The following is a 17,311-nucleotide window of genomic DNA, read 5'->3' as shown; positions in this document are numbered from 1 at the left end:
GGTCAGCCGTACGCCAGCCCGTGCCCCAGCGGGTAGCGGCCCGGCACCGGCACGGGCAGCCGGCCCGCCGGCCGCGCCGCACCGGTGACCACCCGGGCCGCCGCCCGCATCTCCACATCCGACCAGGTGTACGTGGCCAGCTCCGCCGCACAGGGCGGCAGCCGGGCCGGGTCGTAGGGGTTGCGGAGCGCCACGACGGCCACCGGCACCCCGGTGGCCAGCAGGTCCGCCACCAGCTTCCGCTGCGGACTGTCCCCCTCCGGCACGTTGTACGTGCACACCAGTACCGCGGCGTTCCCCGGTGCCGCCGCCACCGCCCGGGCCGGCGGCACCGCCGTCGCCCGGCACCCCAGCGCCGCCAGCTCCCGCGCCAGCACCGCCGTCGGAGGGCCCGTCGTGGCACTGGGCGAGGCGGGGTCGGTGCCCGTCACCAGCACCGCGGGCGCCGCCGAGGCGTCCAGCGGCAGCAGCCCCACCGGATTGGCCAGCAGCGTCGTCGTCCCCGCCGCGATCTCGTCGGCGGCCGCCAGGTGCGCCGTCTTCCCCACCACCGCGGCCGTCTGCCCGGCCGAGGTCTGCGGCCGGTCGAACAGGCCCCGGCGCGCCTTCAGTTCCAGGATCCGCAGCACCGACTCGGCGATCCGCGTCTGCGTCAGCTCGCCCGACTCCACCGCCTGTACCACGCTGCGGAACGCCAGCCCCAGGTCCGGCGGGTTCAGCAGCTGGTCGCAGCCCGCCTTCAGCGCCAGCACCGGCACCCGGTCGTCCCCGTACTTCTGCCGGACTCCCGCCATGTCCAGGGCGTCGGTGACCACCACGCCCCGGAAGCCGAGCCGCTCGCGCAGCATGCCCGTCACGATCGGCCGCGACAGCGTCGCCGGATCCCCCGACGGGTCGAGCGCCGGGAAGACGATGTGCGCCGTCATCACCGCGTCCACGCCCGCCTCCACCGCCGCCCGGAACGGCGGCTCGTCCCACTCCTCCCACTGCGCCCGGGTGTGCCGCATCACCGGCAGGCCGACGTGGCTGTCGGTCTCCGTGTCGCCGTGCCCGGGGAAGTGCTTGGCCGTCGCCGCGATCCCCGCGCCCTGGTAGCCGCGGACCTGCGCCGCGACGAGCGCGGCCACCGCCTGCGGGTCGGAGCCGAAGGACCGCACCCCGATCACCGGGTTCGCCGGGTTGGTGTTCACGTCCGCCACCGGCGCGTAGTCCTGCCCGATCCCCATCGCGGCGAGCTCGGTGCCGGCGATGCGCGCCGCCCGGCGCGCCTCCGCCGCGGCAGGGGTCCGGCCGGTGCGGGCCCCCAGCGCCATCGCCCCCGGGAACAGCGTCGCCGGCTTGCCGATACGGGCCACCGCCCCGTGCTCCTGGTCCACCGAGAGCAGCAGCGGGATGCCCGCCCCCGTGCCGGCGGCGGCCTGCTGGAGGCCCGCGGCCAGCTCGGCGACCTGCTGCGGGCTGCGGGTGTTGTGCGCCCAGGAGAACAGGACGACGCCGCCGAGGTGGTAGCGGGAGACCAGCTCGGCCGCGGTGCGGACCCCGAACAGCTCCTGGTTCTTCGCCGCGTCCGCCGCATCGGGGCCGGTCGCGGAGTGCCCGTAGGCGCGCGAGACGAACAGCTGGCCGACCTGCTCGGTCAGGCTCATCCCGGCGACGGCCCGCCGCAGCGCGGCCAGGTCGGGGGAGGGGCCGGGGGCGCGGTCGCCGGGGCGGGCGTCGGCTCCGCGGGCAGCCCCGCCCGCGGAGCCGGAGCCCGTCGGGGAGTCGCGTACGGCGTACGCGGCCGCCCCGGCGGCAGTGGCGGCTGCGGCCACGGCGGCCGCGGTGAGCAGGGACCGGCGTGAAGTGGGGTGCGGCACGCGCCGGACCCTACTGCGGGCCCGTGCCCCCGCCGCCGAGGACACGGCCGGGGTCCCCCGGACGGGGCCCGGGCACGGGGCCTTCCCGAGCGGCATCCGCCTGCGCGGCATCCGCTTGCGCGGTGTCCGCCTGCGCTGCCCAGTGGTCCCGGAGCGTCCGCACCGCCTCGGTGATCGCCGGGCGGCGGGCGGCGCCGGTGCGCCACAGGGCGTACAGGCGGCGTACCGGACCCGGCTCCAGCGGCACCGCCACCGCCCCCGGCGGCAGCGGGCCGGTGCCGAGGCGGGGGACGACGGCCACCCCGAGCCCGGCGGCGACGAGCGCGACGATCGTGTGGTTCTCCTCCGCCACGTGCGCGACGTCCGGCTCGAAGCCGGCCGTGCGCAGCGTCCGCACCAGCCAGTCGTGGCAGACGCGGCCGGGCGGCTGGCACACCCACCGCTGACCGCCGAGGTCGGCTCGGCGGACGGCGGCCCGCCGTGTGAAGGGGTGGCCCTCGGGCACGACCAGGTCGCAGCGGTCGTGCCCGATCAGCGCCTGCTCGACGCCGTCCGGGGCGGGCAGCGGCGCGACGTCCCAGTCGTGGGCCACGGCCAGGTCCGTCACACCGCGGGCCACCAGGTCCACCGACAGGTGCGGGTCGACCTCCGTGAGGCGTACGTCGAGCCCGGGGTGGCGGCGGGCCAGTTCGGCGAGCACGCCCGGCAGCAGCCCGCGCGCCGCCGACGCGAACGCGGCGACGGCCAGCAGCCCGCCCGGCTGCCCCCGGCGCTCCTCCAGGGTGGTCTCCGCGCGCTCCACGATCGCCAGCAGCTCGCGCGCCGTGTCGGCCAGGTGCCAGGCCTCCTCGGTCAGCGCGACGCCGCGCCCGCGCCGCTCCAACAGGGTGGTCCTGGTCTCCCGTTCGAGTTTCGCGATCTGCTGGGACACCGCGGAGGGCGTGTAGCCGAGGGCGGCCGCCGCGCCGGCGACCGAGCCGTGGACGGAGACGGCGTGCAGGGCGCGCAGCCGGGAGAGGTCGAGCATGCCGACCATCGTAGGCAGGGCGCCCGGGCCGCCGCCCCGCCCGCGGATTCGTCACGGATGCTTCATCCATCGCGGAAGAGATCGTTGCTGGTGCTTCACGGTCGCCGCGCCGATGCTCAAGGCATGCGTCCCGCACACACCGCCCTCGCGGTCCTCGTCGCCGCGGTCTGGGGCTTCAACTTCGTCGTCATCGAGATCGGGCTCGGGCAGTTCCCGCCGCTGCTGCTGTCCGCCCTGCGCTTCCTCGCCGCGGCCCTGCCCGCGGTCTTCTTCGTGGGGCGGCCCAAGGTCGCCTGGAAGTGGGTGCTGGGCGTCGGGGCGGCGCTCGGCATCGCGAAGTTCGGGCTCCTCTTCACGGGCATGGCCGCCGGGATGCCGGCCGGGCTCTCCTCCCTCGTCCTGCAGGCGCAGGCCGTCTTCACCGCCGCCCTGGCGGGCGCCGTGCTGCGCGAGCGGCCCGGGAGGGTCCGGCTTGCCGGGATGGCCGTCGCGCTCGGCGGGATCGCGCTGGCCGCCGCCGACCAGGGGGCGTCCGGGCCGGTGCTCGGCTTCACGCTGGTCGTCGCGGCCGCCGCCTGCTGGGGCGTCTCGAACGTGCTGACCCGCAAGGCGGCCCCGCCCGACGCGCTGAACTTCATGGTCTGGGTGTGCACCGTGCCGGTGCTGCCGCTGCTTGCGCTGTCGCTGCTGCTGGAGGGGCCCGAGCGGGACCTGGCCGCGCTGCGGGCCCTGGACTGGTCCGGGATCGCCGTCATCGGGTACGTCGCCTGGGTGTCGACCGTGTTCGGCTTCGGGGCCTGGGGGTACCTGCTGCGGCGCTACCCGGCCTCCTCCGTCGCCCCGTTCTCGCTGCTCGTGCCGGTGTTCGGGATGTCCTCGGCGGCGCTGGTACTCGGCGAGGAGGTCACCGGGCCGCGCCTGCTCGCGGCGCTGCTGCTGATCGGCGGGGTCGCGCTGACCTCGCTCGCCCCGGGCAAGGGAATCGCAAAGTCCGCCGCGGGTGTGCAACCCCCGGCGGGCCGGGCGGGTCGTATGGTGCGTCGGCACTTCCGGGGAGGGATCCGGGGGGATCGGGGAGTACCGGCGAGGAGGGGGTGACCGCGAGGGGGTCCGGCCGCGAGGCCGGGCCCTTTTCCGGTTCGGTGCACTTCTCCCGGTTCCGGGGCCGCTGTCCACAGGGCCGCCGGAGTGTCACGGGCGGACGGTAACGTCGTGCCATGGCAACCAACGGGGCGGCACAACTCGCAGTGGTCGAGGGGGTGCTGGAGCGCATCACGTATGCGAACGAGGAGAACGGCTACACCGTCGCCCGTGTCGACACCGGCCGCGGCAGCGGGGACCTGCTGACCGTCGTCGGCTCCCTGCTCGGTGCGCAGCCCGGCGAATCGCTGCGCATGGAGGGCCGCTGGGGCTCGCACCCCCAGTACGGCCGCCAGTTCACGGTCGAGAACTACCGGACCGTGCTGCCCGCGACCGTCCAGGGCATCCGCCGCTACCTCGGCTCCGGCCTCATCAAGGGGATCGGCCCGCGGATCGCCGACCGCATCGTCGAGCACTTCGGGACCGACACCCTCGACGTGATCGAGGCCGACCCGGGGCGGCTGGCGGAGGTGCCGGGCCTCGGGCCCAAGCGGACCAGGATGATCGGCGCCGCCTGGGAGGAGCAGAAGGCCATCAAGGAGGTCATGGTCTTCCTCCAGGGCGTCGGCGTCTCCACCTCCCTCGCGGTCCGCATCTACAAGAAGTACGGCGACGCCTCCATCTCGGTGGTCCGCAACCAGCCCTACCGGCTCGCCGCCGACGTCTGGGGCATCGGCTTCCTGACCGCCGACCGGATCGCCCAGGCCGTCGGGATCCCGCACGACAGCCCCGAGCGGGTCAAGGCCGGCCTGCAGTACGTGCTGTCGCAGTCCGCCGACCAGGGGCACTGCTTCCTGCCCGAGGAGCGGCTCATCGCCGACGGCGTCACCATGCTCCAGGTGGACACCGGCCTCGTCATCGACTGCCTGGCCGAGCTTGCCGCCGACCCGGAGGGCGTCGTACGCGAGTCCGTGCCCGATCCGGACGGGGGGCCGCCGGTCACCGCCGTGTACCTGGTGCCCTTCCACCGCGCCGAGCTGTCGCTCGTGGGCCAGGTGCGGCGGCTGCTCAACGCCGAGGACGACCGGATGCAGTCCTTCCAGGACGTGGACTGGGAGCGGGCGCTGGGCTGGCTCGCCGGGCGCACCGGCGCCGAACTGGCCCCCGAGCAGCGCGACGCCGTGCGGCTCGCCCTCACCCGGAAGGTGGCCGTCCTGACCGGCGGGCCCGGCTGTGGCAAGTCGTTCACCGTCCGCTCCATCGTGGAGCTCGCCCGCGCGAGGAAGGCCAGGGTCGTCCTCGCCGCGCCGACCGGGCGGGCCGCGAAGCGGCTGTCCGAGCTGACCGGCGCCGAGGCCTCCACCGTGCACCGGCTGCTGGAGCTCAAGCCCGGCGGGGACGCGGCGTACGACCGGGACCGCCCGCTGGACGCCGACCTGGTCGTCGTCGACGAGGCCTCCATGCTGGACCTGCTGCTGGCGAACAAGCTGGTCAAGGCCGTGGCGCCGGGTGCCCACCTGCTGCTCGTGGGCGATGTGGACCAGCTGCCCTCGGTCGGCGCGGGGGAGGTGCTGCGCGACCTCCTCGCGGACGGCGGCCCCGTCCCCGCGGTGCGCCTCACTCGGATCTTCCGGCAGGCGCAGCAGTCCGGGGTCGTCACCAACGCCCACCGGATCAACACCGGCCTGCCCCCGCTGACCGACGGCCTGCCCGACTTCTTCCTCTTCCCCGAGGAGGACACCGAGGAGGCGGGCCGCCTCACCGTCGACGTCGCCGCGCGGCGGATCCCCGCCCGCTTCGGCCTCGACCCGCGCCGCGACATCCAGGTCCTCGCGCCCAAGCACGGCGGGCCGGCCGGGGCCGGCCACCTCAACGGGCTGCTCCAGCAGGCCATCACCCCGGCCCGGCCGGACCTCGCGGAGAAGCGGTTCGGCGGCCGGGTCTTCCGCGTGGGGGACAAGGTCACCCAGATCAGGAACAATTACGACAAAGGTGCGAACGGCGTCTTCAACGGAACCGTCGGCGTGGTGACCGCCCTCGACGCGGTCGAGCAGCGGCTGACGGTCCGGACCGAGGAGGACGAGGAGGTGGGCTACGACTTCGCGGAACTGGACGAACTGGCCCATGCGTACGCCGTCACCATCCACCGCTCCCAGGGCAGCGAGTACCCGGCGGTCGTGATCCCCGTCACCACCGGCGCTTGGAGGATGCTCCAACGGAACCTGCTCTACACTGCGGTGACCAGGGCCAAGAAGCTGGTGGTGCTGGTGGGGTCGCGCAAGGCCCTCGCCCAGGCGGTGCGTACGGTTTCCGCAGGCAGGAGGTTCACGGCGGTCGCCCCTAGGCTGTCCGGCCGCATACCGGTGGGAAACACCGCCTAGGGTTTCCGCTTTCGGCGCGGAAGGGGCAGGATAAGAAGGTTGACGGCACTCAGTGCCGTCGAAACTGCCTTACGCCGACCCCGAGTGCACTCTCCTGCGCCAGATGGGGGAAGGTAGAGGAAGTCAGGGCACCTCGAAGAAGAGGCACTACGTCGGTGAGGGATGACGTGAGCGACAACTCTGTAGTACTCCGGTATGCGGACGGTGAATACACCTACCCGGTGGTCGAGAGCACCGTCGGCGACCAGGGCTTCGACATCGCGAAGCTGAGGGCCCAGACGGGGCTCGTCACCTTGGACAGCGGCTACGGCAACACCGCCGCCTACAAGTCCGCGATCACCTACCTGGACGGCGAGCAGGGCATCCTGCGCTACCGGGGCTACCCGATCGAGCAGCTGGCGGAGCGCTCGACCTTCATCGAGGTCGCGTACCTGCTGATCAACGGCGAGCTGCCGACCGTCGACCAGCTCGCGTCGTTCCGCAACGAGATCACCCAGCACACCCTGCTGCACGAGGACGTCAAGCGGTTCTACGACGGCTTCCCGCGCGACGCGCACCCGATGGCCATGCTGTCGTCCGTCGTCAGCGCGCTGTCGACGTTCTACCAGGACAGCCACAACCCGTTCGACGACAAGCAGCGGCACATCTCCACGATCCGCCTGCTGGCCAAGCTCCCGACGATCGCGGCGTACGCGTACAAGAAGTCGGTCGGCCACCCGGTCGTCTACCCGCGCAACGACCTCGGCTACGTCGAGAACTTCCTGCGCATGACGTTCTCCGTGCCGGCGCAGGAGTACGAGCTCGACCCGGTCGTCGTCTCCGCGCTCGACAAGCTGCTGATCCTGCACGCGGACCACGAGCAGAACTGCTCCACCTCCACCGTCCGCCTGGTCGGCTCCTCGCAGGCGAACATGTTCGCCTCGATCTCCGCCGGCATCTCGGCCCTGTGGGGCCCGCTGCACGGCGGCGCCAACCAGTCCGTGCTGGAGATGCTGGAGGGCATCCAGGCCAACGGCGGCGACGTCGACTCCTTCATCCGCAAGGTGAAGAACAAGGAGGACGGCGTCCGCCTGATGGGCTTCGGCCACCGGGTGTACAAGAGCTTCGACCCCCGCGCGAAGATCATCAAGGCTGCGGCGCACGACGTCCTGTCGGCTCTCGGCAAGTCGGACGAGCTGCTCGACATCGCCCTCAAGCTGGAGGAGCACGCGCTCTCCGACGAGTACTTCGTCTCGCGCAACCTCTACCCGAACGTGGACTTCTACACGGGCCTCATCTACCGCGCGATGGGCTTCCCGACCGAGATGTTCACCGTGCTCTTCGCGCTCGGCCGCCTCCCCGGCTGGATCGCCCAGTGGCACGAGATGATCAAGGAGCCGGGTTCCCGCATCGGCCGCCCGCGCCAGATCTACACCGGCGTCGTCGAGCGCGACTTCGTCCCGGTCGAGGCCCGCTGACGCAGGGCCGCAGTACGCGAAAAGCGCCCCGCCGTCGATCCCCCCACGGGTCGACGGACGGGGCGCTTTCCCTTGCCCCGGCCGAGGATTCCCCCCACGGGATCCGGGCCGGGTGTCGGCGAGGAGCGCACACGGGGTGCGCTCCGGTCGGGTTCTGCCGGGACCCGTACGGGTCGGGGGGGCCGCTCAAAGCACCCCGTCGGGCACGCGTCCCGGCCGGCCGGTGCCGCGGACGTCCCCCAAGACATCCGTGAACGTCCCCCAAGACGCTCCTGGCACCGACCCATTAGACCCACTGACCGGGCCGATGGTTACGCTCCTGTCGCTGTGATCTGCGTCTCCTGTGAAGGAAGTGTGCACAGTGTGGGGAGAGCAACCGCTAGCGGAAGGATCGCAGCCGCAGGCTGTTCGTGACCACGAAAACCGAGGAAAAGGCCATCGCAGCCCCTGCGATCATGGGATTGAGCAGTCCGGCCGCCGCGAGCGGCAGGGCCGCCAGGTTGTAGCCGAACGCCCAGAACAGGTTTCCCTTGATCGTGGCGAGGGTGCGCCGGGAGAGCCGGATCGCGTCCGCCGCGACGCGCAGGTCGCCGCGGACCAGCGTCAGGTCGCCCGCCTCGATCGCGGCGTCCGTGCCCGTCCCCATGGCGAGGCCCAGGTCGGCGCGGGCGAGGGCCGCGGCGTCGTTGACCCCGTCCCCGACCATGGCCACCGTCCTTCCCTCGGACTGCAGGCGCCGCACCACGTCCACCTTGTCCTGCGGCAGCACCTCGGCGATCACCTCGTCGATGCCCACCTCGCGGGCCACCGCCTCGGCGACGGCCCGGTTGTCGCCGGTCAGCAGCACCGGCGTGAGGCCGAGCGCCCGCAGCCGGGACACCGCCTCGGCGCTGGTCTCCTTGACGGCGTCCGCGACGGTCAGCACGCCGCGCACGGCACCGTCCCAGGCGACCAGCACGGCGGTGGACCCCTCGGCCTCCGCGGCCTCCTTGGCCTGCGCGGGCCCCTCGGGGAGGACGACCGACCTCCCGGCGAGGAGCTGCTCGCGCCCGACGAGCACCTCGCGGCCCTCCACCACGCCGCGGACGCCGAGCCCGGCGAGGCTCTCGAAGGACTCCGGCACCGGCAGCGGGCCCCGCTCGGCGGCGCCCGAGGCGATGGCCCGGGCGATCGGGTGCTCCGAGGCGTGCTCCAGTGCTCCGGCGAGGCGCAGCAGCTCCGCGCCGTCCGTCCCGGGCGCGGGGTGCACGCCGGAGAGGGCCATGCGGCCGGTCGTGACCGTTCCGGTCTTGTCCAGGACGACGGTGTCGACACGGCGGGTGGACTCCAGCACCTCCGGCCCCTTGATCAGGATGCCGAGCTGGGCGCCGCGCCCGGTGCCGACCATCAGCGCGGTCGGCGTGGCCAGGCCCAGCGCGCAGGGGCAGGCGATGATCAGGACGGCGACGGCGGCCGTGAAGGCGGCGGTGGGGTCGTCGGTGGCGAGCAGCCAGCCGACCCAGGTGCCGAGCGCGAGGAGCAGGACGACGGGAACGAACACGGCGGAGATCCGGTCTGCGAGCCGCTGCACCTCGGCCTTGCCGTTCTGAGCCTCCTCGACGAGGCGGGCCATGCGGGCCAGCTGGGTGTCGGAGCCGACGCGGACGGCCTCGACAACGAGGCGGCCTGAGGTGTTCACGGTCGCGCCGGTGACGGTGTCCCCGACGGAGACCTCGACCGGGACGGACTCGCCGGTCAGCATCGAGGCGTCGACGGCGGACTCGCCCTCGATGACCGTCCCGTCCGTGGCGATCTTCTCGCCGGGGCGGACGGCGAAGCGGTCGCCGGGCCGCAGCGAGGCGACGGGGACCCGCACCTCGCGGCCGTCGCGCAGGACCGCGACGTCCTTCGCGCCGAGCTCCATCAGCGCCCTGAGCGCGGCGCCGGCCTTCCGCTTGGAGCGGGCCTCCAGGTAGCGGCCGAGCAGGATGAAGGTGACGACGCCGGCGGCGACCTCCAGGTAGATCGCGGAGGAGCCGTCGGTGCGGGAGACGGTGAAATCGAAGCCGTGCCGCATGCCCGGCATGCCGGCGTGCCCGAAGAACAGCGCCCACAGGGACCAGGCGAAGGCGGCGAGGGTGCCGACCGAGACGAGGGTGTCCATGGTCGCCGCGCCATGCCGGGCGTTGGCCCAGGCGGCCTTGTGGAAGGGCAGGGCGCCCCAGACGACGACGGGGGCGGCGAGCGTGAGCGAGAGCCACTGCCAGTTGTCGAACTGCAGGGCGGGCGCCATCGCCAGCAGGACCACCGGCAGGGACAGCGCGGCGGAGACGAGCAGCCGGGAGCGCAGCGCGGCCGTCGCCGGGTCGGGCGCCTCCTGCGCAGCCTCCGCTTCCGGGCCGTCGGCGGGGGCGGCCGCGGGGGCGGGGGCCGGCGGGGGCGGCTCCTCGGCGGTGTAGCCGGTCCGCACGACCGTCGCGATCAGGTCGGCGACCTCGGTGCCGGCGCCGTAGGAGATGCGGGCCTTCTCGGTGGCGTAGTTCACCGTGGCGGTGACGCCGTCCATCCGGTTCAGCTTCTTCTCGATGCGGGCCGCGCAGGAGGCGCAGGTCATCCCGCCGATCGCCAGTTCGACCTCGGCGGCGGGCGGGGGCGGTGCGGCGGCCGGGGCCTGCGGGGGCCCGTCGTGCACCGTGCTGCGGCTCGTGCTCATGCTCATGATCCGGCTCCAAAAGGGACGGCCGGGCCGTACGGGGCCGGTATCAGCCGGCGGTACGGCCCGGGTCGGGTGCTGCGGGAGGGGCGCCGGGCCCCGGCTGCTCAGGCCTGGCCGGCGAACTCGTAGCCGGCCTCGTCCACGGCGGCCCGGACGTCCTCCTCCGCGAGCGGCGCCTCGGAGACCACGGTGACCTCCCCGGTGGCGGCGACGGCCTTGACCGAGGCCACGCCCGGCAGGGCGGAGAGCTCGGCGGTCACGGCGCCCTCGCAGTGGCCGCAGGTCATGCCGGTCACGCGGTAGACGGTGGTGGTGCGGGTGTCCGTCTCGGCGGTCATGTCGTTCTCCTCTTCAAGGGTGCGTCCAGCTGCTGCCGCAGGGGCGGTCGCGCGCGGTCGTGCTCCGCGGTCCCTCCGACGCTTCGAGACTATACCCCCAGGGGGTATTAGGCGAGCGGTGGAGGGTCGTTTCCGCGCGCCGCGGGCAGGACGGTGCGGGCGGCGGGCATGCGGACGGCCCGGACGCGCGGGGCGCCGGGCCGTGCGTACGCCTCCGGGCGGCGCGTCAGGAGCCGCCGCGGGAGCGGTTCCCCGGACGGCGCGCCGCCCACGCGCGGATCGCGTCCGCACGCCAGTAGGGCCTGCCGCCCTGTACCAGGTCCGGAGCGGGCAGCAGCCCGTGCTTGCGGTACGAGCGCACCGAATCCGGCTGCACCCCGATGTGGGCGGCGATCTCCTTGTAGGACCACAGCGGTCCGTCGCTCATCGACGACACCTCCTCGTCCACGCGCCGGGCCGGCCGGGAGGCAGGCGGGGGATCCGGCGCATGGCCTCGAACGATCAATCCGGTGCTTCCCGGGGGCGGGCGGTTCCTGACGCTGGGTGCCCGTCTGTTGACGTTCGGTGACAGGGAAGCCGCGTAATGCGGAAGGCCGTGACACGGCGGCGACAGCGGTGACGCCGCCGGGACACGGTTCTCCCGCCGCGGCGGGCGGCCCGTCAGCGGTACAGGGGCGGCCGCTCCGCCAGCTCCACCGCGGTCCGCACCCCGCTGCGCGCCGCGGCCACCGCCGCCTCGACGACGGCCGCCGCCGCGTAGCCGTCCCACGCGTCCGGCCCCGCCACCCCGCCGCGCGCCGCCGCGGCCACCCACCGGCGCAGCTGCCGGTCGTACGCGTCGGCGAAGCGCACCGTGAAGTCCTGCGGGATCGCGCCCGCCCGCAGCCCGGCCCGGCGCACCTCCAGCGCCTGCGGCTCCCCGAGGGACGCGCTGCCCGACTCGCCGACCGCCTCGCAGCGCACCTCGTAGCCGAACCCGCAGTTCACGAACACCTCTACGTCCACCAGCGCGCCGCCGGAGGTCTCCATCAGCACGAAGCGGGGATCGCCCAGCCCCTCCGGGGCCAGCGAGGACGGTGCGGGAGCGAACACCGACACCGCGGTCACCTCCTGACCCAGCAGCCAGCGCGCCGCGTCGACCTCGTGCACCGCGGAGTCGCCCAACAGCATGTCCGCCGTGAAGAACGGCGGCGAGGCCGCATTGCGGTGCCGGCAGTGCAGGAACAGCGGGCGGCCGATCCCGCCCCCGTCCAGCAGCTCCTTGAGCTGCCTGTACTCCGCGTCGTGCCGCCGCATGAACCCCACCTGCACCAGCCGCCGCCCCAGCCGCTGCTCGGCCTCCAGCACGCGCAGCGCCCCCGCCGCGTCCGGCGCCAGCGGCTTCTCGCACAGGACGGGGAGCCCCCGCTCCAGCGCGTAACCGACCGCCTCCTCGTGGGCGGCCGCCGGCGAGGCGATCAGCACGGCCCCCACGCCGGGCGCGGCGACCGCAGCCGCCGGGTCGGTGAGCGCGTACGCGCCGTCCAGGCCGGCGGCCACCTCCTTCGCGCGCTCCACGTCCGGGTCGGCGACGGCCACCACGCGTGCCCCGCCGACCGTCCGCCCGATGCGCCGGGCGTGGTCGGCGCCCATCCTGCCCGCCCCGATGACGGCGATGCCGAGCGTGCTCATGTCGTCGTGCCTCCCACAGGCCGGTCCGGTTCGGTCTTCTTCGCCCAGGTGCGTTCCGGTGTGTTCCGGTGCTTTCCGGTTCCTTCAGCGGGCGCCGCAGGAGCGCAGGTACGCGCGGGTGCGGCGGGCGATCGGCAGCGGCCGGTCTGGCGGGCACGGGTACATGTCCTGCTCCACGATGGCGAACAGGTCCACCCCCAGCCGCTGCGCGGCGGCGAGCACCGGCTCCAGCGCCGGCACCCCCGACGGCGGCTCGCACATCACCCCCCGGGCCACGGCCGGCCCGAACGGCACCTGCTCCGCCACCACCTCCGCAAGCACCCGCGGATCGACCTGCTTCAGGTGGAGGTAGCCGATCCGCTCGCCGAACTCCTCGATCGCCGCCACGCTGTCGCCGCCGCAGTACGCGTAGTGCCCCGTGTCCAGGCACAGCGACACCAGCTCCGGATCCGTCGCGTCGAGGAAGCGCGCCACGTTCGCCGGGGTGTCGATGTGCGTGTCCGCATGCGGGTGGACGACGATCCGCAGCCCGAACCGGTCCCGGACCTCCCGGCCCAGGCGCTCGGTCTGCCCGGCCAGTTCGCGCCATCCACCGGCGGTCAGCTCGCGGTCCTCCAGCACCGCGCCCGTCTTGTCGTCCCGCCAGAAAGCGGGGATCACCACCAGGTGGTCCGCGCCCATGTCCCGGGTCAGCGCGGCGATCCGCGACACGTGCTCCCAGGTGTCGGCCCAGACCGCCGGCCCGTGATGGAGTCCGGTGAAGACGGTGCCGGCGCTCACGCGCAGGCCCCGCTTGGCGGTCTCCTCGGCGAGCCGGCCCGGATCGGTGGGCAGGTAGCCGTACGGGCCGAGCTCGATCCACTCGTACCCGCACTCCGCGACCTCGTCGAGGAACCGCTCCCACGGCGTCTGGAGCGGGTCGTCGGGAAACCAGACACCCCAGGAGTCCGGAGCCGAGCCGACGCGGATACGGGTCAACGCGGGTGGGGAGGAGGTCATGGCACCACCTTCGGTACGGGACGGACGGGACGGATCGGAGGGGCGGGACGTGCGGGGCGGGACTGGCGGGCCGGTCGGGCGGGCAGGACTGGTGCGGAACGAGTGGGAGGACGGGGAGCCGGTGACGACCACAGCGGACGACGTCGTGTTCGACCTCATCGCCATGGGGCGGATCGGGGTTGATCTCTACCCGCTGAGAACGGGCGTACCGCTCGCCGAGGCGGACACCTTCGGGAAGTTCCTCGGCGGCTCCGCCGCCAACGTCGCCGTCGCCGCCGCGCGGCTCGGCCGGCGCACCGCGCTGATCAGCCGGACCGGCGCCGACCCGTTCGGCGCGTACCTGCACTCCGAACTGCGCGCCTTCGGCGTGGACGACCGCTGGGTGGAGGAGGTGCCCGCACTGCCGACCCCGCTGACCTTCTGCGAGGTCTTCCCGCCCGACCACTTCCCCCTCTACTTCTACCGCCACCCCAAGGCCCCCGACCTGGAGATCACCGCCGACTCCCTCGACCCGGCCGCGCTCCGCGCGGCGCGCGTCCTGTGGACGACCGGCACCGGCCTGAGCGCCGAACCCAGCCGGACCGCCACCCTGGCCGCCCTCGAAGCGCGGGCCCGGACCGGCCCCACCGTCTTCGACCTGGACTGGCGGCCCGCGCTCTGGCAGGAGGACCCGGCCGAGCACTACGCGCGGGCGCTGCGCCTCGCCACCGTCGCCGTCGGCAACACCGAGGAGTGCGAGGTCGCCACCGGCACGGCCGAACCCCACGCCGCGGCGCGGGCCCTGCTCGCCGCAGGCGCCGACCTGGCCGTCGTCAAACGCGGACCCGACGGCGTCCTGGCCGCCCACCGCGACGGGACCACCGCCGAGGCGGCCCCCCTGAAGGTGGACGTCGTCAACGGCCTCGGCGCCGGCGACGCCTTCGGCGGCGCCCTCTGCCACGGGCTGCTCGCCGGCTGGGACCTGCCGCGCATCCTCCGCTACGCCAACGCCGCCGGCGCGCTCGTCGCCTCCCGGCTCGCCTGCTCCGCCGCAATGCCCCGCCCCGACGAGGTCGAGGAGGCCCTGGCATGGCCGACGTGACCGCACACGACCTCCCGCACGCCCGGCTGCGCATCCTGGAACTGGAGCCCGGGGAGGCGTACCCGCACGACGCCGGCGGCTGCGAGTGGATCGTGCTGCCGCTCCGGGGCGCGGCGCAGGTGCACTGCACCCCCGCCGCAGACGGCGCCGGCCCGGCTGCGGGGGCACCGCCCGCCGCCGCGTTCACCCTGCACGGCCGCAGCTCCGTCTTCGCGGCCGTCACCGACTTCGCCTACCTCCCCCGCGACAGCCGCAGCCGCATCACCGCCCCCCGCGGCGGCCGGTTCGCCCTCGCCGGCGCCGTCTGCGAGCGGACCCTCCCGCCCCGCTACGGGCCCGCGCGCGGCGTGCCCGTCGAACTCCGCGGCGCCGGCGGCTGCTCCCGCCAGGTCAACAACTTCGCCGCCGCGGACGCCTTCGACTGCGACCGGCTCATCGCCGTCGAGGTACTCACCCCCGGCGGGAACTGGTCCTCGTACCCGCCGCACAAGCACGACGAGCACGACCCCGGCCGCGAATCCCGCCTGGAGGAGGTCTACTACTACGAGATCGCCCCCCGCGGCGACACCGCCGGCTACGGCTACCAGCGCGTCAGCCCCTCACCGGCCGGGAAGACCGACATCCTCGCCGAGGTGCGCACCGGCGACGCCGTCCTCATCCCGGACGGCTGGCACGGCCCCTCCATCGCCGCCCCCGGCCACGACATGTACTACCTCAACGTGATGGCCGGACCGGACCGGTCACGCGCGTGGCTGATCCGCGACCACCCCGACCACGCCTGGATCCGGGACACCTGGCCCGGCCAGGACGTGGACCCCCGGCTGCCCTTCCACCGAGCGGAGGACGAGACCCGATGAAGCTCACCGTCGCCCAGGCACTCGTCCGCTTCCTCAGCCGCCAGTACACGGAGCGCGACGGCCGCAGGACCCGGCTCATCGCCGCGACCTGGGGCATCTTCGGACACGGCAACGTCGCCGGGATCGGCCAGGCCCTCCTGGAGACCGGCCGCGCCGACATGCCGTTCCTCCAGGGCCGCAACGAGCAGGCCATGGTCCACGCGGCCGTCGGCTACGCCCGCCAGAGCGGCCGCCTCTCCACCCACGCCGTCACCACCTCCATCGGCCCCGGCGCCACCAACCTCGTCACCGGCGCCGCCCTCGCCACCATCAACCGGATCCCCGTACTCCTGCTGCCCGGCGACGCCTTCGCCACCCGGCCCGCCGACCCCGTCCTCCAGCAGCTCGAAGCCCGCGGCGCCGGCGACGTGTCCGTCAACGACACGCTGCGCCCCGTCTCCCGCCACTTCGACCGGATCACCCGGCCCGAAGCCCTCGTCCCGGCCGCGCTCGAAGCCATGCGGGTGCTCACCGACCCCGTGCAGACCGGCGCCGTGACGCTGGCCCTGCCGCAGGACGTGCAGGCCGAAGCCCGCGACTGGCCCGAGGAGTTCTTCGCGGAACGCGTCTGGGGCGTGCGCAGGCCGCGCCCCGACCGGACCGAACTCGCAGCCGCCGCCGACGCCGTACGGGCCTCCGCCCGGCCCCTCGTCATCGCCGGCGGCGGCATCCGACACAGCGGGGCCGGGGCCGCCCTGGCCGCGTTCGCCGAGGCCACCGGCATCCCCGTCGCCTGCACCCAGGCCGGCAAGGGCGCCCTGCCCCACGACCACCCCGCCGACGTCGGCGGGATCGGGCACACCGGGACCGCCGCCGCCGACGGCCTCGCCCGCCGCGCCGACCTCGTCATCGCCGCCGGAACCCGGCTCACCGACTTCACCACCGCCTCCGCGACCCTCTTCCAGGACCCCGCCGTCCGGTTCGTCGGGCTCAACCTCGACCCGTACGACGCCCACAAGCTCGCCGCCCTCCCGCTCGTCGCCGACGCCCGCGAAGGCCTCGACGCGCTCCGCGCCGCCGTCGCCGGGCACCGCGCCGACCCCGCCCACACCGCCGCCGCCCGCGAGGCCAAGGCCCGCTGGGAGCGGCAGGTCGACCGCGCCTACGCCGCGCCCGACGAGGACGCCGCCCCCACCCAGGCCCAGGTCCTCGGCCTCCTGGACGCCCTCGTCGACGACAGCGACGTCCTCGTCAACGCCGCCGGCTCCCTCCCCGGCGACCTGCACCGGCTGTGGCGGGCCCGCTCCGCCGACCAGTACCACGTCGAATACGGCTACTCCTGCATGGGCTACGAGATCCCCGCCGCCCTCGGCGCCGCGCTCGCCGCCCCCGACCGGCCCGTGTGGGCGCTCGTCGGCGACGGGACGTACCTGATGAACCCCACCGAGATCGTCACCGCCGTGCAGGAAGGCATCCCGATCAAGGTGGTCATCCTCGACAACCACGGCTACGCCTCCATCGGCGGCCTCTCGCAGGCCGTCGGCGCCGAGGGCTTCGGGACCGCCTACCGCTACCGGGCCGGGGACGGCACGTACGCAGGACCGCCGCTGCCAGTGGACCTCGCCGCGAACGCGGCCTCCCTCGGCATGGCCGTCATCCGCACCCGCACCATCGGTGACCTGCGCAAAGCCCTCGCGGAGGCGCGGGAGGCGGACCGGCCCACATGTGTCTACGCACGGACCCGAACACCCGACACTGTGTCGGGCCCGCCCCCCGCACAGGCGTGGTGGGATGTTCCCGTGGCCGAGACCGCGACCCGCGCTGCCGCGGTCGCGGCCCGCGAGGAGTACGACCGGCAAGCCGCTCAGCGACGTCGCCATCTGTGAA

The 17,311-nt window shown here is 74.3% G+C and carries 13 protein-coding genes; 6 read left to right on the top strand and 7 right to left on the bottom strand.

All coding sequences use genetic code 11. The features are described 5' to 3' along the window. Positions 1-2: 2 nt before the first annotated feature. On the bottom strand, positions 3-1,859 hold the full coding sequence (locus C0216_RS26085; RefSeq protein WP_174250461.1) for a glycoside hydrolase family 3 protein: 1,857 nt from the start codon (positions 1,857-1,859) through the stop codon (positions 3-5). 10 nt (positions 1,860-1,869) lie between these two features. Then, complete coding sequence (locus C0216_RS26080; RefSeq protein WP_246042690.1) at positions 1,870-2,886, bottom strand: LysR family transcriptional regulator; 1,017 nt, start codon at positions 2,884-2,886, stop codon at positions 1,870-1,872. A 123-nt stretch (positions 2,887-3,009) separates the two neighbouring features. On the opposite strand from C0216_RS26080, the gene C0216_RS26075 reads away from it, so the two are divergent. From C0216_RS26075 to C0216_RS26065, 3 genes are all read left to right on the top strand, one after another. Beyond that, on the top strand, positions 3,010-3,984 hold the full coding sequence (locus tag C0216_RS26075) for an EamA family transporter (protein WP_114057633.1): 975 nt from the start codon (positions 3,010-3,012) through the stop codon (positions 3,982-3,984). Between the two features lie 119 nt (positions 3,985-4,103). Further along, a complete protein-coding gene (gene recD2 / locus C0216_RS26070) occupies positions 4,104-6,347 on the top strand; it encodes an SF1B family DNA helicase RecD2 (protein ID WP_114057632.1) in 2,244 nt (747 codons plus the stop codon). Positions 6,348-6,514: 167 nt separating this feature from the next. Continuing rightward, the gene (locus C0216_RS26065) at positions 6,515-7,804 is read left to right on the top strand and encodes a citrate synthase (protein WP_114057631.1); all 1,290 of its coding nucleotides are present in this window, start codon (positions 6,515-6,517) and stop codon (positions 7,802-7,804) included. Positions 7,805-8,183: 379 nt separating this feature from the next. Here C0216_RS26065 and C0216_RS26060 read toward each other — a convergent pair whose 3' ends face one another. The 5 genes from C0216_RS26060 to C0216_RS26040 form a co-directional block, all read right to left on the bottom strand. Next, complete coding sequence (locus C0216_RS26060) at positions 8,184-10,502, bottom strand: heavy metal translocating P-type ATPase (RefSeq protein ID WP_428985457.1); 2,319 nt, start codon at positions 10,500-10,502, stop codon at positions 8,184-8,186. Positions 10,503-10,603: 101 nt separating this feature from the next. After that, positions 10,604-10,837, bottom strand: coding sequence for a heavy-metal-associated domain-containing protein (locus tag C0216_RS26055; RefSeq protein ID WP_114057630.1), 234 nt, complete (start codon positions 10,835-10,837; stop codon positions 10,604-10,606). Positions 10,838-11,063: 226 nt separating this feature from the next. Further along, positions 11,064-11,264, bottom strand: a complete 201-nt coding sequence (locus C0216_RS26050) for a helix-turn-helix transcriptional regulator (RefSeq protein WP_114057629.1) — start codon at positions 11,262-11,264, stop codon at positions 11,064-11,066. A gap of 233 nt (positions 11,265-11,497) precedes the next feature. Continuing rightward, positions 11,498-12,508: a Gfo/Idh/MocA family protein gene (locus C0216_RS26045; RefSeq protein ID WP_114057628.1), complete on the bottom strand. Its 1,011-nt coding sequence runs from the start codon at positions 12,506-12,508 to the stop codon at positions 11,498-11,500. 84 nt (positions 12,509-12,592) lie between these two features. Next, positions 12,593-13,507: a sugar phosphate isomerase/epimerase family protein gene (locus C0216_RS26040; RefSeq protein WP_114057627.1), complete on the bottom strand. Its 915-nt coding sequence runs from the start codon at positions 13,505-13,507 to the stop codon at positions 12,593-12,595. A gap of 163 nt (positions 13,508-13,670) precedes the next feature. On the opposite strand from C0216_RS26040, the gene iolC reads away from it, so the two are divergent. From iolC to iolD, 3 genes are read left to right on the top strand one after another with little or no spacing between them, the layout of a single operon-like run. Further along, positions 13,671-14,588, top strand: coding sequence for a 5-dehydro-2-deoxygluconokinase (iolC, locus tag C0216_RS26035; protein ID WP_114058918.1), 918 nt, complete (start codon positions 13,671-13,673; stop codon positions 14,586-14,588). Further along, on the top strand, positions 14,576-15,445 hold the full coding sequence (gene iolB, locus C0216_RS26030) for a 5-deoxy-glucuronate isomerase (RefSeq protein ID WP_114057626.1): 870 nt from the start codon (positions 14,576-14,578) through the stop codon (positions 15,443-15,445). The genes iolC and iolB overlap by 13 nt, the downstream gene beginning before the upstream one ends. Beyond that, positions 15,442-17,310 carry a 3D-(3,5/4)-trihydroxycyclohexane-1,2-dione acylhydrolase (decyclizing) gene (iolD, locus tag C0216_RS26025; protein ID WP_114057625.1) on the top strand — a complete coding sequence of 623 codons (1,869 nt, stop codon included), beginning with the start codon at positions 15,442-15,444 and terminating at the stop codon, positions 17,308-17,310. Before iolB ends, iolD begins: the two co-directional genes overlap by 4 nt. Position 17,311 lies beyond the last annotated feature (1 nt).

This window comes from Streptomyces globosus (genome assembly GCF_003325375.1).
Lineage (GTDB): Bacteria > Actinomycetota > Actinomycetes > Streptomycetales > Streptomycetaceae > Streptomyces > Streptomyces globosus_A.
The sequence above is the reverse complement of the archived record's forward strand: the minus strand, read 5'-3'. Positions and strand labels throughout refer to the sequence as shown.